Origin of the sequence: Methylomonas sp. AM2-LC (assembly GCF_039904985.1) — a bacterium.
Taxonomy (GTDB): domain Bacteria; phylum Pseudomonadota; class Gammaproteobacteria; order Methylococcales; family Methylomonadaceae; genus Methylomonas.
The window spans coordinates 2,926,888-2,949,825 of record NZ_CP157005.1 but is presented as its reverse complement, the minus strand read 5'-3'; the positions used below and the strand labels follow the sequence as shown (position 1 = coordinate 2,949,825).

Annotated in this window: 18 protein-coding genes; 12 read left to right on the top strand and 6 right to left on the bottom strand. The window is 46.2% G+C overall.

What is annotated here, in order from left to right; all coding sequences use genetic code 11:
* Nucleotides 1-16: 16 nt before the first annotated feature.
* The 3 genes from ABH008_RS13280 to ABH008_RS13270 form a co-directional block, all read right to left on the bottom strand.
* On the bottom strand, nt 17-781 hold the full coding sequence (locus tag ABH008_RS13280; protein ID WP_347986102.1) for a hypothetical protein: 765 nt from the start codon (nt 779-781) through the stop codon (nt 17-19).
* 333 nt (nt 782-1,114) lie between these two features.
* Nucleotides 1,115-2,506, bottom strand: a complete 1,392-nt coding sequence (gene pntB / locus ABH008_RS13275) for a Re/Si-specific NAD(P)(+) transhydrogenase subunit beta (protein ID WP_347986101.1) — start codon at nt 2,504-2,506, stop codon at nt 1,115-1,117.
* Nucleotides 2,507-2,516: 10 nt separating this feature from the next.
* On the bottom strand, nt 2,517-4,070 hold the full coding sequence (locus ABH008_RS13270) for a Re/Si-specific NAD(P)(+) transhydrogenase subunit alpha (RefSeq protein ID WP_347986100.1): 1,554 nt from the start codon (nt 4,068-4,070) through the stop codon (nt 2,517-2,519).
* Nucleotides 4,071-4,405: 335 nt separating this feature from the next.
* Between ABH008_RS13270 and ABH008_RS13265 the strand changes: the two genes are divergently transcribed.
* Together ABH008_RS13265 and ABH008_RS13260 are read left to right on the top strand one after the other, a co-directional pair.
* Complete coding sequence (locus ABH008_RS13265; RefSeq protein WP_347986099.1) at nt 4,406-5,344, top strand: hypothetical protein; 939 nt, start codon at nt 4,406-4,408, stop codon at nt 5,342-5,344.
* Complete coding sequence (locus ABH008_RS13260; RefSeq protein ID WP_347986098.1) at nt 5,337-6,017, top strand: HAD family phosphatase; 681 nt, start codon at nt 5,337-5,339, stop codon at nt 6,015-6,017. The genes ABH008_RS13265 and ABH008_RS13260 overlap by 8 nt, the downstream gene beginning before the upstream one ends.
* Nucleotides 6,018-6,024: 7 nt before the next feature.
* Here the strand turns inward: ABH008_RS13260 and ABH008_RS13255 are convergent, their stop codons facing one another.
* Both ABH008_RS13255 and ABH008_RS13250 read right to left on the bottom strand, forming a co-directional pair.
* Nucleotides 6,025-6,663 carry an endonuclease/exonuclease/phosphatase family protein gene (locus tag ABH008_RS13255; RefSeq protein ID WP_347986097.1) on the bottom strand — a complete coding sequence of 213 codons (639 nt, stop codon included), beginning with the start codon at nt 6,661-6,663 and terminating at the stop codon, nt 6,025-6,027.
* A 2,259-nt stretch (nt 6,664-8,922) separates the two neighbouring features.
* The gene (locus ABH008_RS13250) at nt 8,923-9,279 is read right to left on the bottom strand and encodes a helix-turn-helix domain-containing protein (RefSeq protein WP_347986096.1); all 357 of its coding nucleotides are present in this window, start codon (nt 9,277-9,279) and stop codon (nt 8,923-8,925) included.
* A gap of 264 nt (nt 9,280-9,543) precedes the next feature.
* On the opposite strand from ABH008_RS13250, the gene ABH008_RS13245 reads away from it, so the two are divergent.
* The 10 genes from ABH008_RS13245 (at nt 9,544) to ABH008_RS13200 (ending at nt 21,427) form a co-directional block, all read left to right on the top strand.
* The gene (locus ABH008_RS13245) at nt 9,544-10,293 is read left to right on the top strand and encodes an SDR family oxidoreductase (RefSeq protein WP_347986095.1); all 750 of its coding nucleotides are present in this window, start codon (nt 9,544-9,546) and stop codon (nt 10,291-10,293) included.
* Nucleotides 10,294-10,357: 64 nt separating this feature from the next.
* The gene (locus ABH008_RS13240; RefSeq protein WP_347986094.1) at nt 10,358-11,449 is read left to right on the top strand and encodes an alkene reductase; all 1,092 of its coding nucleotides are present in this window, start codon (nt 10,358-10,360) and stop codon (nt 11,447-11,449) included.
* Between the two features lie 48 nt (nt 11,450-11,497).
* Nucleotides 11,498-12,004 carry a DUF1993 domain-containing protein gene (locus ABH008_RS13235; RefSeq protein WP_347986093.1) on the top strand — a complete coding sequence of 169 codons (507 nt, stop codon included), beginning with the start codon at nt 11,498-11,500 and terminating at the stop codon, nt 12,002-12,004.
* Nucleotides 12,005-12,340: 336 nt separating this feature from the next.
* Nucleotides 12,341-12,892 (top strand): sigma-70 family RNA polymerase sigma factor, encoded by a 552-nt coding sequence (locus ABH008_RS13230; protein WP_347986092.1) that lies wholly within the window; start codon nt 12,341-12,343, stop codon nt 12,890-12,892.
* Nucleotides 12,889-13,284, top strand: coding sequence for a hypothetical protein (locus ABH008_RS13225; protein ID WP_347986091.1), 396 nt, complete (start codon nt 12,889-12,891; stop codon nt 13,282-13,284). The genes ABH008_RS13230 and ABH008_RS13225 overlap by 4 nt, the downstream gene beginning before the upstream one ends.
* Nucleotides 13,285-13,372: 88 nt before the next feature.
* A complete protein-coding gene (locus tag ABH008_RS13220; protein WP_347986090.1) occupies nt 13,373-14,479 on the top strand; it encodes a metallophosphoesterase in 1,107 nt (368 codons plus the stop codon).
* A gap of 197 nt (nt 14,480-14,676) precedes the next feature.
* Nucleotides 14,677-15,468: a VacJ family lipoprotein gene (locus ABH008_RS13215; RefSeq protein WP_347986089.1), complete on the top strand. Its 792-nt coding sequence runs from the start codon at nt 14,677-14,679 to the stop codon at nt 15,466-15,468.
* A gap of 132 nt (nt 15,469-15,600) precedes the next feature.
* Complete coding sequence (locus tag ABH008_RS13210; RefSeq protein ID WP_347986088.1) at nt 15,601-16,773, top strand: efflux RND transporter periplasmic adaptor subunit; 1,173 nt, start codon at nt 15,601-15,603, stop codon at nt 16,771-16,773.
* Entirely contained in the window at nt 16,770-19,958 is a 3,189-nt protein-coding gene (locus tag ABH008_RS13205; protein WP_347986087.1) for a multidrug efflux RND transporter permease subunit, read from the top strand. Before ABH008_RS13210 ends, ABH008_RS13205 begins: the two co-directional genes overlap by 4 nt.
* Before the next feature lie 8 nt (nt 19,959-19,966).
* Nucleotides 19,967-21,427, top strand: coding sequence for an efflux transporter outer membrane subunit (locus ABH008_RS13200; protein ID WP_347986086.1), 1,461 nt, complete (start codon nt 19,967-19,969; stop codon nt 21,425-21,427).
* A gap of 244 nt (nt 21,428-21,671) precedes the next feature.
* On the opposite strand, the gene ABH008_RS13195 is transcribed toward ABH008_RS13200, so the two are convergent.
* Nucleotides 21,672-22,937, bottom strand: a complete 1,266-nt coding sequence (locus ABH008_RS13195) for a S53 family peptidase (RefSeq protein WP_347986085.1) — start codon at nt 22,935-22,937, stop codon at nt 21,672-21,674.
* Nucleotide 22,938 lies beyond the last annotated feature (1 nt).

Sequence of the window (22,938 nt, the reverse complement as noted above, 5' to 3'; positions counted from 1 at the left end):
AATACGGATAGGGGAGTTAATTGTTTAAACGTGCTTCTAAATCGCTACCGGATTTTCGTAATTTAAGATCATGAAACTGCACATAACCCAGCGTAAAGAAATACGGGGTAATAAAAGCCATGACAAAGTTGCTGATACCTTGGGTAACAAAGATATTACCGCCGGTCACTAAACCAATGATGCCCCCCAGAGAAAAAATCAGTACGATCATAATCACACCGGGAGCTGTATATACCCCCAAAGTGCGCCACCAATTTCCCCAGATTAAGCGATGGCTGGCTCTTAAACTGGCATAGGCTTTCAGTGAATCCAGCACAACAAAATACAGGAAGAAACTCAGTGATAGCATCAGAATAATTCCCGGTATAATTAATAATAGAGTGCCGATCATCACAGCAAGTATATACAGAAAATAACCGAGAAATAAGCGTGGGGTTTTTCTAAAGCCAAAACTTAGGGCATCAGCAATGCTATCTTGCTGTTGGTGTTCCAGATTATTGATACGATAAATAATGGCGACGTGTAAGGTAAAAGTAATGATAGAAGAGATTAGCAGAACGCAGATCATCAATACCGGATGTTCATTATAAATAATCAGTGGCAAATTGGGTGATTGCGCTTGATCTTTATACAACCACATCTGTAACAAACCGAATATTACTTGAAAGCTAGCTGAAATCAGCATAAACACCAACAATTTAGAAAAACTGGCTCTGTATAATTTAAAACTCGCATCCAGTATTTTGCCAATACTCACTGGTTGTGGTGCTAAAAAACGCATGGTTAATCTCCTGGATAGGTGGGGTTAGCAAAAAAATTATATGAGCGGGTATTGCCAGAGAGGCGAATGAATTTATAGGAAGGGCTAGTGAAATGCGCTGCCGAATCAATACCAATTCCGACAAATTCAACTCTATCTAAACGCTAATGTCAAGCTTAGGGTATTTCATTGCATTTGACAAATAGTCGATAACTGACAACCAGTCTGTCGCTTACAATGTGCAGAGTAAGTAAGCCCAGCAAATGCTATTCTGGTCTGTACCCTGTTAAATTGCTATCACGCACTATTAAAACTGGGTTGCGAAATAAAACAACCCAGTTAGAAACTTAATGTTTAACCTTGCAGCGCTTTCAACAACGCTAATAATCTATCGTTAGCATCACCAAATAACATCCGTGTGTTTTCGTGTACAAATAATGGATTACCTACGCCAGCATAACCAGATGCCATACTGCGTTTCATTACGATAGTTGTGGCGCTTTTCCAGCATTCCAATACCGGCATACCGGCAATGGGGCTGTTAGGATCATCCAGAGCAGAAGGGTTAACAATATCGTTGGCTCCAATCACGATAGACACATCTACGTGCGGGAATTCTGGATTGATCTCATCCATTTCAAATACAATGTCATACGGTACTTTGGCTTCTGCCAGCAGTACATTCATATGTCCTGGCATACGTCCAGCAACAGGATGTATGGCAAAGCGTACTTTTTTTCCCTGACTGATCAGCAATTTGGTAATTTCGTTAACCGTGTGCTGCGCTTGCGCCACCGCCATACCATAGCCTGGAATAATTACGATGTTTTTAGCATCGTGCAGCAATTGCGCGGTTTCTTCTGCTTCGATGGGATACACTTCGCCAACCACTTCTGCCGCTTCGCCACCTGCGCTGCCAAAACCACCAGCAATGACGCTTAAGAAGTGACGATTCATGGCCCGACACATAATATAGCTAAGGATGGCACCACTACTACCGACCAGTGCGCCAGTGACTATCAGTAAATCGTTATTCAGCATAAAGCCTGTCGCAGCGGCTGCCCACCCCGAATAACTATTTAACATAGAAACTACCACTGGCATATCTGCACCACCGATGGCCATCACCATATGTACACCCAATATCAAGGCGATTACCGTCATAATCAATAACGGTGTCAGGCTGGTATTGCTGGCGGCACCAGCCAGGAAAAAATAACCCAAGATGAAAGTGGCAATTAGCAGTAATAGGTTAAACCAGTGCCGCGCAGGTAATAAAAGCGGTTTACCACTGATTTTGCCGCACAATTTACCGAACGCAATGACCGAACCGGAAAAAGTAACGGCACCAATGAAAATACCAATGTAAATTTCCACTTCATGTATGGTTTTTTCTGCACCCAGTAACGGTGATGCTTCTTCCAGAAAATTGGCATAGCCCACCAATACAGCAGCCATACCCACCAGACTGTGCATTAGGGCAACCAACTCAGGCATTTGCGTCATTTCTACCTTGGCGGCGGCTCTGGAGCCGATAAAACCGCCAATAAGCAGCGCAACGATCAAGATTGCGTAGTTGGCATGAACGCTACTACTAAGCACCGTGGCTAGTATGGCAATGGTCATACCCACCATGCCAAAATAATTGCCACGACGCGAGCTATCTTGTCGACTTAACCCGCTTAAGCTCAAAATAAATAAAATAGATGCAGCTATGTAAGCCATTGTGACCAAACCGTGTGTCATAGTGTTCTCCTTATTTCCGGAACATTTCGAGCATACGACGAGTGACCAAAAAGCCACCGGCAATATTAATGGAAGCAATCAGAATGGCCAATCCTGACAAGATTTTGATAATAGACAGTGTTGCCGATACCTGCACTAAAGCACCAATGACAATAATGCCGCTAATGGCATTGGTGACACTCATCAGTGGTGTGTGTAAGGATGGCGAAACATTCCAGATCACCTGATAGCCTACAAAACAGGCCAGTACAAACACCGTAAAATGTGACAAGAACGATTCGGGTGCAACCGCACCTAGACCAAAAAATGCGGCTCCCCCTATCAACAAAGGTAACCATTGCGCTAAAGCTGATTTTTTGTTGTCAGTTTCTAGTGCGCTACTTGCCACTTCCACAACCGGTTTGGCTGGGGCTGCAGAGAGTTTGGGTGGGGGAGGCGGCCAAGTGATGTTACCTTCTTTTATGACGGTAGCACCGCGGATGACTTCATCCTCCATGTTTACAAATACAGTGCCGTCTTTATTTGGGGATAAATCAGTGAGTAAATGCCGTAGATTGGTGGCATAGAGTTGACTGGATTGATTCGCCAGCCGACTGGGGAGATTGGTATAACCAATCAGGGTAACACCGTGTTTAACCACTACCGCATCACGTTCAGTTAAAGCGCAGTTGCCACCTTGTTCTGCTGCTAAATCGACAATCACACTACCTTGCTTCATAGATGCTACCATCTCGGCAGTAATCAGTTCTGGAGCGGGCTTGCCGGGAATTAAAGCAGTAGTAACGATAATATCCACTTCTTGAGCCTGTTGCGCAAACAGTGCCATTTCAGCTTCTATAAATTCTTTGGACATGGTTTTGGCATAACCGCCAGTACCGCTTCCTTCTTCTTTGAAATCCAGCATCAGGAATTCGGCATCCATACTCTCGATTTGTTCTTTTACTTCGGGTCGAGTATCAAACGCACGTACGATAGCACCCATACTTTTAGCAGCACCAATAGCAGCCAGACCCGCAACTCCCGCACCAATAACCAGTACTTTAGCGGGTGGTATTTTACCTGCGGCAGTAATTTGTCCGGTAAAGAAGCGTCCAAAATGTTGCGCAGCTTCTACAATTGCTCGATAGCCTGCAATATTGGCCATGGAGCTAAGCGCATCCATTTTTTGAGCGCGTGACATACGTGGCACACTATCCATGGCTAACACAGTGGTATTTTTAGCAGCCAGCGTATCCATCAAATCGGGATTTTGTGCAGGCCAGATAAAACTGATAATAATCTGACCGTTCTTAATTAGTCCCAGTTCGTCCAAACCTAAATCCAAACGCCGCTGTGGCGCACGGATTTTCAGGATAATGTCTGCTGTATCCCAGATAGCCTGTGCGGTATCAAGAATGGTGACACCTGCTTGCTGGTAAGCAGCATCCGTGATATTGGCCGCATTACCTGCGCCGGATTGTACATAGACTTCAAAGCCTAGTTTTATTATTTTTTCAGCCGCTTCAGGTGTGGTGGCAACGCGGTTTTCACCCGTGTAAATTTCCTTTGGAATACCAATTTTCATGCTATCTCCTATATGATGGAGGGGTATTAACTGTCAGTTAAACGCTGACTAGCAATTGAGATAAAACATAGTTACTAGCGCCATAGTCAACCCAAGATTAGCAATTATGGTTATTGTAGGCTAAAAAAACTGTAACGCTATTGTAAGCTGTGCGTGAGTGAGAATATGAGATTGCTTGTTTTTTTTCAATGCATTTCTGTGAAATGGGAGAAAATAATTTAAAATCGGTTTTAAATTATTTGCCCTCTTTTTTACCACTCTGCTAGCTACATTGATTAATATTTATAAATGCTGCTTTATCTGGCTACCTAACAATAACGTGCTCATGCAATTAAATGACCGATACTTATAAAGTAAAAGATTTTATAGAAACCCAGGAAGGTTTATTGTTTGCAGTGGTGGCTGAGTCACTGGAGGCCGATAAAGTGCTGTGTTTTTTGCGCTATGTGCTAAGCAAGCAGGGTTGGAAAAAAGTAAATACACTAGCCGCCAACCAGTATTTGAATACATATCATCCGCAGTATCTGTTTTTTTCAGCAGAACGCGATGCACATCTGCATGCTGTTGCACCGGATGCCATCATTAAGCACTATGCACCGCAAACGCGATTACAACAATTACTCGCTGAGGTAGCGCCAGATCAGGTGATTGTAGATTTGCAGGAATTATGTAGGTTGTTGGCGGGTGAGGGCGTTGTACTGCCACATCTGGGAATAACGGGATCGTTGTTACCTGGCGTCTATAATCCAGAATCGGATATTGATATTGTTTGTTATGATCGTGCAGTGTTTCATCATATCCGGCAACGTCTTAAGCATCATTTAGCAGCGCAGCAATGTCACAACTTGCAAGCGCAAGACTGGTTAGCCAGTTATGAGCGACGCGATTGTGATTTGTCATTGGCTGACTATATATGGCATGAACAACGCAAATTTAATAAAGGCATGATTAACCAACGTAAGTTTGATTTAAGTTTAGTAATACCCGGTACAGAAAGTAAACTGCACCATTATCATAAATTGGGTGCCATACAATTGCAGACGCTGGTCACTGATGATCATTTTGGCTTTGATTATCCTGCACAATTTTCCTTGCAACATGCCGAAATTCAAACCTTGGTCAGTTACACCGCTACTTATACAGGGCAAGCAATAACCGGCGAACAAGTATTGATTTCTGGTCAATTAGAAGCCGATGAGGCCGGACGCAAACGCATTGTTGTTGGCTCTAATCGTGAAGCCAAAGGTGAATATATTAAGGTGATACGTGCTTAAACAGTCTATCAAAGCGGTCATTTTTGATATGGATGGCTTAGTACTGGATACCGAAAGCACCTATATGCTAGCTTGGCAACAAGCCGCCACTAGTCTGTCTTTTTCGTTAAGCATGGATTTTTTGCAATCATTGTCGGGTATTGAAAGCAGACAATTAGAAATTGCTTTTAATGAATATTGCGAAAACGGCATAGATTATCAGCATTTTACCAAGCTTAGTTCAAGTTATTGGCATGCTCATGTTAAAACCACAGGCATTCCAGTTAAACCCGGTTTTTTTAATCTGCTGGATGTGATTAAACAACTGAACCTACCCTACGCGCTGGCCACAAACAGCAAAAAAACCAATGCCTTACATTGTTTAAATGTAGCTGGTGTGGCGGATGTATTTAAACTTATCGTCACTTCAGAAGATGTGGTTTTCGCTAAACCGGCACCCGATATCTATCTAAAAACCAGTGCATTACTGGGTGTAGACATTCAGCATTGTCTGGTGTTAGAGGATTCTGCTATTGGTGTCAATGCAGCTACAGCAGCCAATGCACCGTGTATTTATATTCCCTCTGTATTACCAGCTAACCAGCATGCGCAATGTCAAGCGCTGGCAATAGCAGAAGACTTAAACAAAGTAGCGGAATATCTTTTGCAAATTAATCAAAAGTTGTCAATGTAACTTTCAATCACCAATCAATATCAACCGAGCGGTGATCAGAGCCGCCGTAGTCTGGTTCGCCATCGACGCTCGCCGCCCCCAATTCGTCACTGCTGATGGCATAATCAAGCACTTTACCACTCGCAGGGCGTGTGGCTTTGTCAGGAGCAATGATAGTGCCTCCGCGTCTATCCAACCAGGGCATGTTTTGTTTTGCGTTTTGATTAAAATCACCGGCTACGATCCATGTCCGATTGCCTGCATTGGTTTTTGCACTTAGAATCGCCTGGTTGATATACTCTTGCCCACCCGCATGAATGTTGGCCACATAGTATTTGGTGCCGATGGATTTGCGCATGACAGGACGTTTGTAGGTGTCTGTCGACCATGAAACGGCGGGTACGCCGCCATCTTGAAAGAGCATAGCCATGGAACAGCGAATGTTGCCATTTCCTTCGTTCCTATCCCAAGGCAGAAACCAAATTTTATAGCCCTCGTAAGTTCCAATATCATTGGGTTCACCAAAAGTGAGTTCACCGACGTAGCCAATGGCTTTTGGAAGATTCCCCGCTTCTTGTATACAAAAAACATCGGGATTGTATTTGTCAATCCGGCGTTTGATTGCTGTCCAACGTTCACCTTGAGTGTTCCAAGTAAATACTTTCATAACGTTACTCCTCTGAGTTAATGATGTTTCGATTCTCAATGCGTTAAAATTTAGGCAGGGCAGTTAAGCCATTTTTCAAGTTGACGAGTAGCATATATTCATTCGTCTGATGTTCACAAAATCTAATAATAACAGTCAAATTATTGCTTATAAACCACTAACAAAAACTCAGTATGCACACCATCGGCTAGTCCGTTTGTGGTGTGCTTAGTCGAACCATGAACGGACTAGCCGAACCGATGTAAAAAATACAGACTGAATTATTGCTAAGCGCTTATTTAAAATAGTTTCGTGTTTTTTGCAATCAATATTTTAAGCTGAAAGGCGTTTATTTATATCTTATCCAGTCATATATTGATAGTATTAGCTCTAACATCAATTGTAGGAACTTCTGACATTTCGTGGAAAATATGTATGACCCATTTACCCATGCATTTTTTAATTAACTTCTCGTATATAGGGTTGTAAGCCGAAACCTCAGAAAATTTTGCCACACTGAATAAACCTATTTTGCGTATTCCCGAAACCAGTTCCGTTTCACTCAGGCCATCGTTCCGATATGAGTCCACCTGTAGTGAATGTCAGCTTTTTAGAGTGGTGAATTGTCGCAATCGACCCCAAGCTGCCATTCAGCCTAATTTTTTAAATGACTCTTGATGTATACAAAGCTGTCGGTCAGTTAAGCATTAACAATTAAGGAGTATGAAATTTTTTGGATAGATTTTATTAGGCTCTGCAATCTGGCGATCGAGGGAAAGGGATTGTAGGGATGTCCATGTACTTACAATTCTACTGAGTTATTATAGGGCCTATCAATAATGTATATATATCAATTAGTTGCAACTATTTTTGAAATGTGATATAGAAAAACGATAGACTTGATTTTTTTTGGTTGAATTCTATCGCTTTTCCGCTCTATAGGCTACTTATTGATTATAGTGGTGTGGAGAATAGAAAAATATGTTAGGTACAATTGAAAATACCTGTTTTATGTGTTAAAAAATCAACAAGAGTAAAGGCCAATTCTATCAAATGGTAGAAGCGGAAAGTCTTAGGGTTCTTGTTGCGAGGATTGCTGGATTGCCTCTTTGATCAGTTAAATTAGGTGAAAATTTATTGTAATAACCAATTCAAGGAAACATAATGCATTCAACTCAACTCAACTCAACTCAACTCAACTCAACTCAACTCAGATTGTAAGCGCTTTATAAAACTGCTGGTATTATTTACATTATTTGGCATCAATTATGCCTATGCTGATACCACTGAATATAAATTAGACTGGAAAATTGGCTCGGACGAAATTATTGCTAAGTTCAATGGTACCGCTACAGGTAACTTTATTACTAATATCTCAAATGCCTCTGTTTTTTTTGATGGTGTTGCGTTCAGTGGCAATGGAAGCTTATTCGTTGATAGCATCAGTCTGTTTGGGGGTTTTTGGTTATCAAGTGGTGCACAAATATCTTTCGATGGTACGTACAACAATTTCGTATTCGCCAATTCTAATTTAGCAATCGGTGATACCGCTACAAATTACTTTTACTCTATCGAAGTTCCCGGCCAGAGTTACAACTACCTCGTTATTGGATCAGAAAAGCATTATGGTTTCAGTAACTCAGGATATTCTGTATCCGCAGTTCCCGAAGCTGGAGAATGGGCAATGATGTTATTAGGCTTGCCATTATTAGGCTGGGTTGTTCGTCGTAAACAGTCTGCAATGCAAATCGCTACAGCATAAATCTACAGTTGGATAGCCAGAACGTTCTAAATCTGGCTATCCAGTGGATCTTGATTCAGAAGTTCATGCCTATTAATTTATTTTCAATGAATGGCAGCTATATAAATCAGTCCTGTCATTCGTTTAAATTTTTGACTGTCTCTTGATGGCCGAAATCTAGCATTTAAAATGTGGCTGAATTTGTAGTGGAATGAATGGTTGATTTCATCGGAATACGCACCTATTTCCAGCCGCATCACAAACAACTCTAACCTTGATGATGGTCTGTAAAAAGAAGATATTCAACCGAACTAACTCAGAGATTTCCATGCATTTCTAAGCACGGTAATGAAGTCATTCCAATTTTGGGTAGTTATCCACTGCATCAGGGGCTGAATTCAAACATAGGCAGGTAGGCAATTCTGAAGATATTTTATCTGAACACGTTGCCCCAATTTTACTAATTTTAGCGACCGCAGGATTTCGAGTATGCGTGTTTTCTCACTGGAAACACAGGGTTTGCACAACAACCCCAGATATTAAGATATTGAATGGTTTTTTTGTTGCTTCGAATAGGCATCGACAATTGCCAGAATCATAGGACCAAAGCGTTCTTTCAGGTCTTCCCAGCGTATTGAATTGATAAGCTCGACGCCTTTACGCTCGCTGCGGACCAGCCCTGCCTCGCGCAAGATGCGGAAGTGCTGGGATAATGTCGATTTAGGCAATACTCGCTTTTGTATGTTTAAAAAGGTTGAACAATTCTTGGCGCATGCTGAAGCGGCCAGATTGGCGTATATTTCTATGCGTACAGGATCGGAAAAAGCATGCAGGATGCCTTCAACCGTAATTTCTTCAATGTTTGGATGATAAGGGGTTCTCATATCTTTTATCATAACATAGCCTGACATTGTTGTTTATTTGTTCACTAATTCTGTATTAATGTAATATTGGAGTTAACGCAACCTGGATGCAGCCGTTGATAGCAAGTTAGCCATTGGGCAAAATGCTAAACTATCGTTGGAAATTACTATGTTTGATTTTGCCAACACTCACTAAGTGAGGGGGTGTTGACATTATTGTTTATTAGTTCCATAATCCTGCACAAATGAATTATTGAATTCATTTCAGCATCTTTTTTAACTTACAGGGTTTAACTTATGAGCAAACTATCTGGAAAAATCGCCGTAATCACAGGCGGTAATAGCGGTATCGGCTTGGCGACAGCCAAATTATTCGCAAAAGAGGGTGCTACTGTCGTTATTACGGGTCGCAGGCTAGCGGAAATCAATACAGCGGTTGCTGAAATCGGCGGTAATGCAATTGGCATTCAAGGCGACGTCTCAAATATGGCAGACCTTGATAAGCTTTATGCCGAAGTTAAAGCTAAATTTGGTCATATCGATATCGTATTTGCCAATGCAGGCATAGCAGAACCATCACCTATCGAAGCGGTAACGGAAGAGCATTTCGACAAAACTTTTGGCATTAACGTCAAAGGCTTGCTGTTTACCGTTCAGAAAGCATTACCGTTGCTGGTGGACGGCGGTTCGGTGATTCTTAACTCTTCAGTGGTTAATACGGTTGGCTTTGAAGGTTTTGGGGTTTATGCCGCGAGCAAAGCTGCCGTTCGTTCTTTTGCCCGCACTTGGACGGCTGAATTAAAGGCACGTAAAATTCGTGTCAATGTGGTGAGTCCCGGCCCCATTGAAACACCAATCTTTGACAAAATGGGTTTATCAGTTGAACAGATTGAAGCATTCGGCGAAAACATAAGCACACAAGTGCCTTTAGGTCGTTTTGGTCGCCCGGACGAAATTGCCCAAGCCGTGCTGTTCCTGGCTTCTTCCGACAGCAGTTATGTGGCCGGTATCGATTTGTATGTCGATGGTGGCATGGTGTCCGTTTAATTTAAAAAGCATTGTTGTGAACTTATATAAAACTTAACGCTCATTTTCTTATGGTAGGTAAATTATGAAACTTTTTGAAAAACTAAAGTTTGGGGATAATCTGTTAGCCAACAGAATAGTGTTGGCTCCTTTGACACGATCGCGGGCTGGTGCAGCAAGGTTGCCAAATGCGTTGATGGCAGAATATTATGCGCAACGCGCCGATGCTGGCTTACTAATTTCTGAGGCAACCAGCATTTCTGTGCAAGGTTTGGGATTTCTCAACAACCCCGGCATTTATACCGACGAGCAAGCCCAAGCCTGGCAGCTGACTACCAAAGCGGTACATGACCAAGGTGGAAAAATTTTTCTCCAGCTCTGGCATTGCGGCAGAGCATCGCACACCAGCTTCCATCCTGAGACTGGCCTGCCTGTCGCGCCTTCCGCTATCATACTCAATGGTGACTATATCCATACGCCCAGCGGTAAACAAGCTTACGAGACACCACGGGCGCTGGAAACCGCAGAAGTGAAACAAATCGTTTTGGATTACCAAAGCGCAGCTAGACGGGCGAAAGTGGCGGGTTTTGATGGCATTGAAATACACGCCGCCAACGGTTATCTGATTGATGAATTCCTGCAAAGCAAAACCAACCAGCGTAGCGATGAATACGGCGGTTCCATAGAAAACAGAACACGATTTTTATTAGAAATTTTAGCTGCGGTCAAGCAAGTATGGGATGCCGACAAAATAGGGGTTAGGCTATCACCCAACGGCGTATTCAACGATATGGGCTCTGAAGATTATCGCGAACAGTTTTTATATACCGCTCAAGAATTGGCTAAACATGAATTGGCATACCTGCATGTTATGGACGGGCTGGCTTTCGGTTTTCATGGCTTGGGCGAACCGATAACCTTGGCTGAGTTAAAAAAAGTCTATCCTGGCTGTATCATCGGCAACTGTGGTTATACCAAGGAACTGGCGGAGCAAAGGCTGCAAGACGGCGACGCGGATTTGATCGCTTTCGGCAGGCCGTTTATCTCCAACCCTGATTTGGTTGTCCGCTTCCAACATAATCTGGAATTGAATGCGGATGCGGAAATGGACGTTTGGTATGCGGATATTGGGGCAAAAGGTTATACCGACTTCCCAACAGTTACGCTTGCCGCTTAAGTAATCAGTTTATTGACTAACCATCTATTTTTTCACTGGAGTAATCATATGTCATTAACCCTATACCAAGCCTCAATCCCGGTATTAGTTCGTATGTTAGGCAATTTATCAGCGATACTCTACAAAGCCGCTGCCCATGCCGAAGCAAAGAAAATCGATCCGTCTATATTTGTTAATGCTCGCTTAGCGCCGGATATGTATCCGCTAAGCCGGCAAGTACAAATTGCCACCGATGTAGTAAAAGGTTGCGCGGCCAGACTAGCCGGGATAGAGGTGCCAAGCTACGAAGACAACGAAGCAAGCTTCGCCGAGTTACAAGCGCGTATAGCCAAGACTGTGGCATTTATACAAAGCGTGACTGCTGAGCAAATCGACGGCAGTGAAGGACGCAACATTACCTTGAAATTTGGTAGTAGAGAATTTCATTTTTTAGGCCAAGCGTATTTGTTGAACTTTGTATACCCAAACTTTTATTTCCACCTGACTACGGCTTATGCCATTTTGCGGCATAACGGCGTAGAAATAGGAAAAATGGATTATATCGGCGCTTATTAAGCGGCTATTCTTTTAGATATTTCCAGATCTTGCTACCACACTTACTCATGTAACTGTAGTAGCACTTTTCCTTGCTTCCCTTGGCTGTGCTGTTTTTAATGCGGGTATTGCCATCTGGTTCTTTTATGGCGCACATTCTTTGTTTACGCTTCTAAACGGAATGTGAGCCCGTGGAAGCCTAAGCCCCGCCAACTAGAGACATGTGATTGCACCACCAATACCAATCATTCGCCAGAATATTTTTTTTCTTTTTCACAATATTTTGGCCGATGATACGTCTACATCAGTATGAATACATCGCTTACCGACCCATTTACTAATGAACCGCAGACACTGATGACTGAACAGAACCAGCACCTGACTGAAACCATCGCACGGGAGCGCTGGCGGCTGGGTAATTTTATTCGTCAGCGCGTACCCGATCCTGAGGATGCGGAAGACATTCTGCAAGAAGTGTTTTTTGAGCTGGTCGAGGCTTATCGCTTGCCGGAACCTATAGAGCAAATAGGCGCTTGGTTGTTTCGCGTCGCCCGCAATCGCATCATAGACCGGTTCCGCAAGAAACGCGAGCAGCCCTTGCCGGAGGCTTTGGCAACTGCGGAGGATAGTGAAGAAGGTTATTGGCTTGAGCAGACTTTACCGGCATTGGATAGCGAACCGGAAACCTACTATGCGAGAGCTATGTTACTGGAGGCCATCTCGGTGGCGCTGGATGAGTTGCCAGCCAGGCAACGCGAAGTATTCATTGCCCATGAGCTGGATGGGCTTAGCTTCAAGGAACTCGCCGAGCAAAGCGGCGAAAACCTGAATACCCTATTGGGATTGAAAAGACTGGCCGTGCAGCATCTGCGTACACGGTTGCAACCGCTCTATGACGAGCTTTCATGATAAAGGAAACAAAATTGAAAACGAACTGTTCAAACGCTGCACCAATATGCAAGTCTAAATGTTTCAAAATCACGCTGCTGGTTGTCACGGGTATCGCCGCCTTAGGCTTGGTGGTTATGCTGCTGTGGAACTGGCTGATGCCGCAACTGTTTACCGGCGCGCAGCAAATCGGCTATTTTCAGGCGCTGGGTGTTTTCCTGCTGAGCAAAATTCTGTTTGGTGGCTGCCACACGCACGGACGTTGGAAGGAACGCGGCCAACGTTGGGAAAGCATGACACCAGAAGAGCGGGAACAACTGAAAGGCCGTTTCAAAAGCCGTTGGGGCCAATGGTGTTGCCCGGATAAAGATGAAAACAAAACGGTAGACGGGCCGACATCTCATGGCGAATAGCAGGAGTGTAGCTGCGCAGCTCGAAGCGCCGCAAGCACCCTTGCCAACCGATTTCACAAAGCGACTAGTTCGCTTTGCGCGGACCGTGATGCCGATCCTGATTGGACTTCATGCCTACATCGGCTGGCGTCTGCTGCCTGCGCTTCCCATCGGTTTAACGGGAACGTTGGTCGGTGGGGTGCTGCTGTGTCTTTCCACGTTGCTAATACCGTTGGGAATGTTTGCTCGTTTTTTAGTTCGGGAACAATCAGTGGCCGATCGATTCAGTTGGGCAGGTTCCCTGGTCATGGGGCTATTCTCATCGCTTTTGGTACTGACATTGTTGCGCGACATGTTTTTGCTTTCGGCGCAGACACCGTCGTTGACCAGCCCGACGGCCATTGCTGTAGTCGTGGCGGCGGGGCTATTAACCCTTATCGGTTTCGTCAATGCCCGGCGAGTGGCGCAGGTGGTCCGTATCGACATCCCGCTGGTGGGTTTGCCGGCACAGCTGGCCGGATTCACTATCGTTCAGCTCAGCGATATCCATGTCGGAGCGACGATCAAGGGCGACTACGTTGCCGCCATTGTTGATCGCGTCAATGGCTTGAATGCCGATCTTATTGCCATTACCGGCGATGTGGTTGATGGCGACGTTAAACAGCTTTCCGCTCATACCGCGCCTTTAGCGAGACTTAGGGCGCGGCATGGGGCTTTTGTTGTCACGGGTAACCACGAGTATTACTCGGGGGCGTTAAATTGGATGGCGGAATTCCAGCGCCTGGGTCTACGGGGTCTGATGAACGAACATGTTGTTATCGAACACGATGGCGGGCGCATGATCGTTGCAGGGGTAACCGATTACAGCGCGCATTTTTTTGATCCTGCGCAACGAAGCGACCCGCTTGCCGCGTTGGTCGGTAGCCCGAAAGGCATCCCCAGAATATTGCTGGCTCACCAGCCGCGTACCGCGCCTGCTGCGGCAGCGGCGGGCTTCGATCTGCAATTGTCCGGACACACTCATGGCGGGCAATTCTGGCCGTGGAATCTATTCGTGTTTCTGCAGCAGCCGTACACGGCCGGACTGCATAGGCTAGGGCAGCTCTGGGTGTATACCAGCAGGGGAACTGGCTATTGGGGGCCGCCCAAACGCTTTGGCGCACCCTCAGAAATTACGCTATTGCGACTGATTCCAGACTTGGTAAACAGCGAGTAGGTGAGTGGGAGATTGGTTATCCCTATGTTTTTTTGCGTTGCCCATAATCTGAGTAATTTGATTAGTACGGCTTGACAAGATAGTTTGTTAGTTCCATAATACTGTACTAATGAATTATAAGATTCAGCCGGGCAACCTTTCTTAATAACTGACAGGAATGAGTCATGAGCAGACTTTCCAGATTAAAGGTAAATAGCATGCCAAATAAGCCATTTAATCAGCCAGGCATCCTAATTGTCACCGTTATGTTCGCTTTTTTAAACGGTTGCGCAACGATACATGTTTCTGATCCAAAAGACCCATGGGAGAGTTGGAACAGGGGGGCACAATCATTTAATGACGGTGTAGATGACTATGTCATGAAACCTGTCGCCAAAGGCTATGATAGCGTGATGCCAAATTTTGCTCATCAGGCGGTAAGTAATTTTTTTAGTAATCTTGACGATATCGACGTGATCGCAAACGATGCCCTGCAGGGTAAGTTTTCGCAATCAGGTTTGGATGGTGCGCGATTTTTAGTGAATTCTACGGTGGGTGTCTGCGGTTTAATTGATGTAGGCACCCTGGTCGATCTGACCAAGCATCATGAAGATTTTGATCAGACCTTAGGGTTTTGGGGGATACCATCCGGCCCTTATCTGGTATTGCCATTCTTTGGACCCAGTTCGCCACGCGGTTTTGCCGGGCTATTAAGTGATGCAGCATTGAATCCTATCAGTTATACGGGCGTATATTTTGGGTCTTCCTCAGCTACCGCCTATGCCGTTTCAGGCGGATTGGGCGCATTAAAAGTCATAGATACCCGAGCCAATAACCTAGGGCTGGAAAAAACCATCACCGAAGCCGCTATCGATAGGTACGAGTTTTTCAAAAACGCATACCAATCTAGGCGGAATTATTTGATTCATGACGGTAATGTTCCAGACGAAGATGTGTTGAAGTCTGATGATAATAACAGTAACGGTCTGGGTCCAATCAGTCCATACTAACATTAAAATCGGTAGCCCCCCAGAAAGTACCCTAAATGACAGATCACAACAATTATTTGCAAGAGTGGCAGTTACCGTCGTTATCACAATCCGCAATCAAGTGGAACTATGAGTGTATGTAGGATGAAAAACATGAAATTGTTCATAAATTTGTTTAAGAATGGCTCTACCAGCTACCTATTGGCATTAATGGTTTTAACCAGTGGATGTAATAACGGGACTGCAAACCAGTCTGCAACGCCTCCACCAGCAGATGTCGCCATTAGCCAACCTTTGCAAAAAGAAATCGTCGAGTGGGACGAATACACCGGACGTTTGCAAGCGGTTGAGTCTGTGGAAATTCGCTCGCGAGTGTCTGGCTATTTGAAACAAATATCGTTTAAGGATGGCGGCAAGGTGCATAAAGGCGATTTGCTATTTGTCATCGATCCTCGCCCTTATCAGGCGCAACTGCATCAGGCAAAATCGGAAGTGGAGCGTTCTAAATCCAGGCGAGATTTGGCAAAAAACGATTTGCAGCGCGCAGAAAATCTGCTGAAAGAACAAGCTATCTCCGAAGAAGAATTCGACACCCGCAGCAAGAATTTATTTCAGGCCGGATCGTCTATTGAATCGGCCAACGCCGCAGTGGAATTGGCTGAACTGAATGTGGATTTCACGCAAATCCGTGCGCCGATATCCGGGCGCATCTCGCGCAAGCTCATTACCGAAGGCAATTTGGTCAGCGCTGACACCACTTTATTGGCGACCTTGGTTTCCATTGATCCGATCTATGTCTATGTCGATATGGACGAACGTTCGGTTTTAAAATATCGGCGGCAGGAAATAGACGGCAAGCGCCAAAGTTCCAACGCTTTACGCGTGCCTTTGGAAATGGCTTTGATCGATGAAAAAGGCTTTCCGCATAAAGGCTACATTGATTATGTAGATCCGCAAGTCAACCCGGAAACAGGTGCCATACGCACCCGTGGCGTGTTCGGCAATCCGGACGATTTATTAGGGCCGGGCTTGTTCGCGCGGGTGAGGGCACCTGGCAGTGAAGTCCATAATGCGATTTTAATCAATGATCGCGCCATTGCCATGGATCAAGGTAAAAAATACGTAATGGTTGTCTCTGAAGATCATCACGCGCAATACCGCCCCATTGAAACCGGGCGTTTATACGACGGCTTGCGCATTGTCACCGACGGCTTATCGCCGAAGGATTGGATAGTCACCAATGGCTTGCAATATGTGCAGCCAGGCGCGACTGTCAATCCGCATCAAGAGCCGATGGCCGCCGACAAGTCCGGAGCCGGTTCATGAACATTGCCTTCTTTTTTATCGATCGCCCGCGTTTTGCGATCGTGTTGTCCATCATCATTGTGTTGATCGGCACTATCGCCATGCTGTCGCTGCCTATCGGCCAATACCCGGAAGTTACGCCACCGACCATAGTCGTTTCAGCCAATTATCCGGGTGCCAATCCTAAGGTCATCGCCGAAACCGTCGCCGCGCCGATAGAGCAGGAAATTAATGGTGTGGAAAACATGTTGTACATGTCTTCGCAATCCACCAGCGACGGCTTGATGACGCTGACCATTACTTTTGAAATTGGCACCAATCTGGACATCGCGCAAATGCAGGTGCAAAACCGGGTGTCGAACGCCAATCCCAAACTCCCTGAAGACGTGCGTCGGCTGGGTATCACCACCAAAAAATCCTCGCCGGATATTTTGCTGGTGATCCATCTGATTTCACCAAGCCAGCGTTACGATCAGCTTTATTTGTCCAACTATGCGTTGTTGAACATCAGCGATCAATTACTGCGCCTGCCCGGTGTTGGCGATGTGCGCACTTTCGGTGCTGGCAGCTATAGCATGCGGGTGTGGCTGGATCCGGAAAAAATCGCCTCGCTGAACCTTAGTTCCAGCGATATCGTTAAAGCCATACGCGAACAAAACATCCAAGTTGCAGCCGGCGTGATCGGACAGCAGCCGATGGACAACGGCGCAGAATTTCAGCTCAATATTAATAGTATGGGGCGGCTGACGACAATAGACGAATTTGGCGATATTATCGTTAAATACGGCGAAGGCGGAACCGTGGTGCACTTAAGAGAGGTGGCGCGGATTGAACTGGGCGCAAATACCTATTCTCTGCGCAGCCAGTTGGACAATAAAGATGCGGTGGCGATACCGATTTCATTACGCTCCGGCGCTAATGCATTGGAAACCGCGCATCAAATCAAAAGCACGATGCAAAACCTCAAAAAACGCTTTCCGGAAGGCGTGGATTATAAAATCGTATATGACACCACTATTTTTGTCGAAAAGTCGCTGGATGCGGTACTGCATACTTTCTTTGAAGCGCTGCTGCTGGTGGTACTGGTGGTGCTGGTGTTTCTGCAAAGCTGGCGGGCGGCGCTCATTCCGCTGTTGGCGGTGCCGGTATCCATCATTGGCACATTTATCATCATGTCCGGGCTGGGTTTTACCATCAACAATTTGTCGCTGTTTGGGCTGATTTTGGCAATCGGCATCGTTGTGGACGACGCCATTGTCGTGGTGGAAAACGTAGAGAGAAATATTGGAGCCGGCCTTTCGCCGCGTGACGCTACCCGGCAAGCCATGAACGAAGTCACAAGGCCCATTATCGCCATAACGGTGGTTTTAGCGGCGGTGTTTATTCCTTCCGCTTTTGTCGCGGGCATCAACGGCCAATTTTATAAGCAATTTGCGTTAACCATTACCTCTTCCACAATAATTTCCGCTTTTAATTCGCTGACGCTTAGCCCTGCGCTGGCGGCTCTGCTGCTTAAACCGCATGGAACGGCCCCGGATCTGCTGACGCGGGCTATTAATTTCTGTTTCGGCTGGTTTTTTAGTTTGTTCAATCGCGTTTTCGTTAAAACCTCGCAAGTATACGCCAATGTGGTAAGGCGTTTACTGCGTTTCAGTCTGGTAGCCGGTCTGCTTTATTTGGTGCTATTAAGTTTTACCGGTTACGAATTTAACATCACGCCGGCTGGTTTTATTCCGATGCAGGACAAAGGTTATCTGGTGGTGTTTGCGCAATTGCCGGAAGCCGCTTCGCTGGAGCGAACCAACCAGGTCATCAAGCGTGCCAGCGAAGTTTTGCTGGCGCAGCCCGGTGTTGAAGGTGCGGTTGCGTTTCCTGGCTTTTCCGTGGTTAGCGGCGCCAATACCTCAAATGCTGGCACGATATTCGCGCCGTTAAAACCGTTTGAAGAACGTGTAGCGAACGGATTGTCTGCGCAAAAAATCCTAGCGGAATTACAGCCCAAAATGGGGGCTATTCGCGAAGCTTTTATCGGCGTATTTCCGCCGCCGCCGATTTTAGGACTGGGTAGTTTGGGCGGTTTCAAAATGCAAATTCAGGATCGCGGTCATGAAGGTTTTACCGCGTTAAACAATGCGGTGGGCGCAGTGTTGCAATCCGGACGGCAATCGCCAGAACTGGATGGTTTGTTTACCAGTTATCAGAACAACGTCCCACAATTGTACGCCGATATTGACCGGGTGAAAGCCAAATCGCAAGGCATCTCCATGACCGAAATTTTCGAAACCATGCAGACTTATTTAGGTTCACTTTATGTAAACGATTTGAATTTATTCGGCCGCACCTATCAAGTCATCACGCAAGCTGACAGTCCGTTCCGTCGTTTGCCAGAGCAAATTGGCCGTTTGAAAATCCGCAACGCGCGCGGCGAAATGGCACCACTGGACGAATTGGTGAAAGTCACAGAAATCAGCGGGCCGGATAGGGTAGTGCATTACAATATGTTCCCGTCCGCTGAAATCAACGGCGCGCCGGCACCCGGCTTTAGTTCCGGACAGGCGGCGACGCTGATGGAGCAAATCGCTCGCAAATCTCTGCCGTTATCTATGGATTTTGAATGGACAGACCTGACTTTCCAGCAAATTCGGGCCGGTGATGCCGCCATCTATGTATTTGCGCTGTCCAGCCTACTGGTGTTTTTAGTACTAGTAGCCCTGTATGAAAGCTGGATTTTACCGCTATCCATTATCCTGATCGTGCCGATGACGCTGATGTGCGCATTGGCCGGCGTATTGCTGCGTTCCGGAGATAATAATGTCTTCACGCAAATTTCGTTACTGGTACTGGTTGGGCTGGCCTGCAAAAACGCCATTTTAATCGTTGAATTTGCAAAAACGCTGCACGAACAAGGTGCCGACCGTTATACCGCCGCGATAGAAGCCTGCAAGCTGCGTTTCCGGCCTATTTTGATGACTTCTTTGGCTTTCATCATGGGCGTATTACCGCTGCTGTTTGCAACCGGCGCTGGTGCTGAAATGCGGCAGGCGCTGGGCACGCCGGTGTTTTTCGGCATGCTGGGTGTTACCTTTTTCGGCTTGATGTTCACCCCGGTGTTTTTCTCAGCGCTGCAAGGTTTGGCAGACCGTAACCAGACTCGCACTACTGCAAAAAGCGTCTCTGATTCAGCTCAACATACCTCCGAACTATAGATGCCGATATGAAAAAATTCAGCGAGTACACCGGTATGTCGAATGATCAGATAGCACGAGTTATTAGTTTGGTGTTCTGTCTAATGCTCAGCGCCTGCTCGCCTCTGGTCGGACCGGATTATCAAAAACCGGAACAGCGGACGCCTGAAAATTTTGCCAACGCTGCCCCAACTGGTATGAGCTTTGAAAATACCGAAATCCGCTGGTGGGAACAATTCCATGACGAAGAATTAAATCACTTGGTCAGCGAAGGCCTGCATTCCAATCCCGATCTGAAGATTGCCATTGCCAATCTACGTCAGGCCAGAGCCATGCGCCTGCTCAGCAAATTCGATCTATTTCCCACCGTGACGGCGGGCGCCTCGGAAAAAACCCAACAATACAGCATCGGTCAATTCGGCTCCAGTATCAAACCAGGGCCGGAATTTGATTTACTCACCACCGGCTTCGACGCAACCTGGGAAGTGGATTTCTTTGGCCGGATTCGCCGCTCAATAGAAGCGCAAGTTTCGCAAACTGAATCGGTGGAGGCGGTGTACCGGGACGCCATGGTTAGCCTGACTGCGGAAATCGCCCGCAATTATTTCGAATTGCGTGGCACTCAACACCAACTGCAAGTGGCGCGTAACAACGCAACTAATCAGCAAGCCACGCTAAAATACACCGTCACCACCCTGCAAGGTGGTCGCGGCACCGCGCTGGACGTTGCGCGTGCAGAAGAACAATTAAACTCGACGCTGGCCAGCGTACCACCGCTGGAAGCCAACATTCGCCACTACATACATCGACTTGCGGTGTTGCTGGGCTTAACGCCGGAGCAACTCAATAGTCGGTTGGAAGCGGAGCAACCGATACCGGCCGCACCGGCCATTGTTGCCATTGGTAACCCGGACAAATTGCTGCAACGCCGCCCGGATATCCGCATTGCCGAACGCAACTTGGCGGCATCTACCGCAAAATTGGGCGTGGTGATAGGCGATTTCTTCCCCAAAGTGCAGTTCATCGGCAACATATCGCTACAAGCCGGTAATTTTTCTGGTTTAGGTGGGCCCGGAGGCGATACCTATTCCTTCGGCCCCAGCATCCGCTGGGCGGCGTTTGACATGGGCCGGGTTTATACGCGCATGCAAGCTGCCGACGCGCAAATTGAAGCAGATACGGCCAATTACCAAAAATCAGTATTACGGGCGTTGGAGGAAACTGAAAACTCGCTGGTAGACTATGGTCGCTTGCAAGTACGCCGCGAATATTTCCGCAAAGCAGTTAGCGCAGCGGAAAAATCAGCGCGTTTAGCCCGACTAAGATACCAAAATGGTTTGTTCGACTTTTTAGCTGTGCTGGACGCCGAACGGCGGCTGCTAGAATCGCAAGATCGCTTGGCGCTAACCGAAACCGATACCTCCACGGCTTTGGTGGCGGTTTATAAAGCATTGGGCGGCGGCTGGGAGTGGCAGCAGGGGGCTGATTGATTAACCAACCCTGTTCCAACTAGTTAAGGTTTTACGGCAATCTACGTAAATTTACTTCTGATGATTAATATACGGAGTAGGGGATGGTGCAGTGATAACCGGGTAAGTATGTTTTGTGCGTAAAGACTAACCACTTTACTGGCGGTTAAATTGAGGTAGTGCACTTCGCTTTTATAATATGCGCTATTAAAAATAGGGGCCTATATAACGACCCCTATTAACGGCATTAACTAAATGCTTTTACTTAATAGTGAAAATAACTACCCAATCCCGTACAAGGATCCCAACCCGTTGTTGTATTTAATCCGTAGTAGGGCCCGCACCAACCTGCTGTGGTATCTGTAAACAAGGTGGAAAAATTACTGGCGTAGATTTTTGCTGCTTCAGCCGCAGTTGTTGTAGAGCTGGTGCCGGCATTCACCGTCATGGCGGCAGCCATTGGGCTTGACCAACTGGTACCGCCCACCACGTTCCATGCACCTTGGCCAGTGATAGAGGATGTGTAGTAAACCCATGCGCCGGAATTGGGATCGGCTGCTAACGCAATATCCGGCACCCCTCTAAAATTACCGCTACTGACGGCGGTTTTTTGGTAACTGGGTTTTGCTGCATAAGCACTAATACCACCGCCACCATCAGCCCAAGCCACTTCTTGATCAAAATCGCCCACGCTATTACTGGTGGTATTGTTGTTATACAAGCGCAGACTGGTACCGCCGACGCAGAGTACGTTTTGCGAAACACAAGGCCAGCTGACGCCAGCACTGTCGCCACTGGAGGCAAAATAAATAACATTAGTGTTATTAAAATAACTATCGTAGTTTGTTTCACCGGAAAATTCTGAACTTCCCCAACTCATGGATACCACACCACCACCCGCGGCCTGCACTAAGCTGGTGGCGGTTTTTACTGCTTGTAACAAACTGGAGATTTGCGAAGAGGCGGCTTCTACCAGATAAATTTTGGCAGAGGGCGCTAACGCATGCGCCCATTGCAGATCAAGTGCTTCCTCAACTTCCCAACCATTAGGGTCAATAGGTGGTTGTGATCCACTGGCAAATACTACTTGTAAGCTAGGTGTTGGTAGCCCGAACTGATTAGAAAATACAGTTAAGTCTCTTTGCGCGAAGGGATAATGATACGCATCTACAATGGCGATGGCTTTTACACCAGTATGGGCTGCAACATTTGTTGTGGTTTTATTTGGATTGCAATTGTTGTTCTGCGTCACTAGGCCATAGATGCAAGCAATGGACGCCGGGGTTTGGTAGCCATAGCCAGCATAAGGTGCGGTGTAATTGTTTATGGCTGCTTTATTAGCAGCAGTGTGGAAGCTTGCTTGTCCAGTTGGCGGGGAAACCAGTCTAAGATGGGTATGTACGCTAACTCCGGCGTTTCCGGGTTTTTCAATACTAACATCTGGCACCGAGATCGTATTATTGTGAGCGTATACGGGCTGATACGTCAGCAGCGTTGCCGACATAAGCATATATTTTATACAGAGTTGCATT

Bases quoted from the DNA above. Each gene is read 5' to 3' on its own strand.
- ABH008_RS13280 (WP_347986102.1), bottom strand. From the start codon at position 781: ATGCGTTTTTTAGCACCACAACCAGTGAGTATTGGCAAAATACTGGAT.
- pntB (WP_347986101.1), bottom strand. From the start codon at position 2,506: ATGACACACGGTTTGGTCACAATGGCTTACATAGCTGCATCTATTTTA.
- ABH008_RS13270 (WP_347986100.1), bottom strand. From the start codon at position 4,070: ATGAAAATTGGTATTCCAAAGGAAATTTACACGGGTGAAAACCGCGTT.
- ABH008_RS13265 (WP_347986099.1), top strand. From the start codon at position 4,406: ATGACCGATACTTATAAAGTAAAAGATTTTATAGAAACCCAGGAAGGT.
- ABH008_RS13255 (WP_347986097.1), bottom strand. From the start codon at position 6,663: ATGAAAGTATTTACTTGGAACACTCAAGGTGAACGTTGGACAGCAATC.
- ABH008_RS13250 (WP_347986096.1), bottom strand. From the start codon at position 9,279: ATGATAAAAGATATGAGAACCCCTTATCATCCAAACATTGAAGAAATT.
- ABH008_RS13245 (WP_347986095.1), top strand. From the start codon at position 9,544: ATGAGCAAACTATCTGGAAAAATCGCCGTAATCACAGGCGGTAATAGC.
- ABH008_RS13240 (WP_347986094.1), top strand. From the start codon at position 10,358: ATGAAACTTTTTGAAAAACTAAAGTTTGGGGATAATCTGTTAGCCAAC.
- ABH008_RS13235 (WP_347986093.1), top strand. From the start codon at position 11,498: ATGTCATTAACCCTATACCAAGCCTCAATCCCGGTATTAGTTCGTATG.
- ABH008_RS13230 (WP_347986092.1), top strand. From the start codon at position 12,341: ATGACTGAACAGAACCAGCACCTGACTGAAACCATCGCACGGGAGCGC.
- ABH008_RS13225 (WP_347986091.1), top strand. From the start codon at position 12,889: ATGATAAAGGAAACAAAATTGAAAACGAACTGTTCAAACGCTGCACCA.
- ABH008_RS13220 (WP_347986090.1), top strand. From the start codon at position 13,373: ATGCCGATCCTGATTGGACTTCATGCCTACATCGGCTGGCGTCTGCTG.
- ABH008_RS13215 (WP_347986089.1), top strand. From the start codon at position 14,677: ATGCCAAATAAGCCATTTAATCAGCCAGGCATCCTAATTGTCACCGTT.
- ABH008_RS13210 (WP_347986088.1), top strand. From the start codon at position 15,601: ATGAAATTGTTCATAAATTTGTTTAAGAATGGCTCTACCAGCTACCTA.
- ABH008_RS13205 (WP_347986087.1), top strand. From the start codon at position 16,770: ATGAACATTGCCTTCTTTTTTATCGATCGCCCGCGTTTTGCGATCGTG.
- ABH008_RS13200 (WP_347986086.1), top strand. From the start codon at position 19,967: ATGAAAAAATTCAGCGAGTACACCGGTATGTCGAATGATCAGATAGCA.
- ABH008_RS13195 (WP_347986085.1), bottom strand. From the start codon at position 22,937: ATGCAACTCTGTATAAAATATATGCTTATGTCGGCAACGCTGCTGACG.